Below are 1,633 nucleotides of genomic sequence, written 5' to 3' on the forward strand. Positions count from 1 at the left end.
AATTACAAAAACGTTGGGTAAGTTTAGCAACTACTTTAAAGGATAGTAAGAACGATTTAGATTTCGGTAAGGTCGATGTTCAGCTAACTGCTTCAGAACAAGAACCCTTAAACGAGTTAGCAATGTCAGTTAAAGAGATGGCGAAAGAAATGCGAGAGATTGCTAATCAACTTGATAAAGAGTTTGACCACTATGTTAATTCTAAACGTAACGATGCGATTGATGCTGCGATGTCAGATAGCGAACTACGTGAGTTAGTTTTAGCAATGGCTTTAGAAAAAGGTCTAGTCAAAACGTTAGATCTTTCTTCAGAATTTGAAGCGGAGAACGAAGAACCAGTCGCAAATAATTCAGAACAACGTCAGGCAATTTAATCAGTAAAGAGAAATTCATATAATGTTTTTGATACCAGATGGTCGATGACTGTCTGGTATTTTTTTGTTTGTTATCGTGAAGGGTGGGTTGGGATGATAGCAAGTTCAAGCGAATCTAATCGTGAACCATTGGTTCATTTATCATCAGACCTAGCAATTTTTTCTTGTACCCTTCCTAGTCGATTTCCTCTAGTTACGTCAAATTTATTTCGAGCGACTCATCAAAAACATGCCTTCTGAATTTAAGATGATAGGCTAAGCTTCAGCTAGGCTTCATCATTTTTTTCGTCCTCAATCTTAAAAGAGTTAGCCAAGGATTTGTAAAAAAAATTTGTATTCATACCAAAAGCTTAGCTAAGGTTTTGAAAAAAATCTTGCATTCACTCCAAAAAGGTAGCTAAGGCTTCATCAAAAAAACTTTTGATTAATCCAAAAAAGGTCAGCAAGCCTCCATCTTTTTTTTCGTTCTCAATCCAAAAGAAGGGGGCAAGATTTCTTGTTCTCAATCCGAAAAGTCAATCAAGGCTTCGTCATTTTTATTTGTTCTCAATCGAAAAAAGGTGGTAGAGGATTCTTCTATTCAATCCAAAGGGTAGGCTAGCCTTTAACCAAATTTCTTCAAAAATTTTCAAAGGCATGGCTAGGCTTTTTCAAAAATCTACCTTACCAAAATGAAAGGCCTAACGGAAAAAGGCACTTTTTCACAAACTTTTCCTTGTTACAAGTCCCTCCAAAAGCCTATTAAATCAACGTTTAACCTGTAACAAGAACTTTCAAAAAGTGGTGCATTGGTGTAACAACTTGTAACAAGCTTGTTACAAGTTTATAAGTCCCAAAAAGCAAGTAGAAATAAGGGTTTTACCCACTTCCGTTTTAACTGTTGTTACAAGCTTGATACAACTTGTTACAAGAAAATGATAAAAATGCACCATTTTCCCTTATGCTCTTCCACCACTTTTCACCAATCACAAAGTATGCCTAGCTTACCTAGTAAAGCCTAGCAAGGTCAAACGGATAAAAAGGTGTCTTTATTTGATCAAGCCTTCAAAGGTCATAGGCGAAAATTAAAGGGGAAGTTTGAAAGGGGCGGCAATATGATTGAGCAGAAAAAGGAAGGTTAGGCAGTCAGCCCTTGAATCATTTTAAAGAGGATCAAGGGAGGTTGTACGAGTTCGGTTTGAGTTTTAAAAGGGACCATGCAAAGAATGTATGGGACCGGTTAGAATTTTAAAGGGGCCATGGAAGGTTGAATGAGATCA

The 1,633-nt window shown here is 36.8% G+C and carries 1 protein-coding gene; it reads left to right on the forward strand.

Features of this window, described 5'->3' with window-relative positions; translation table 11 throughout:
- Positions 1 to 374, forward strand: a 374-nt coding sequence (locus tag ACRCJ0_RS13590; RefSeq protein WP_431390767.1) for a hypothetical protein, incomplete at its 5' end; no start/stop codon positions are given.
- Positions 375 to 1,633 lie beyond the last annotated feature (1,259 nt).

The organism is Aerococcus sp. L_32 (assembly GCF_050689315.1).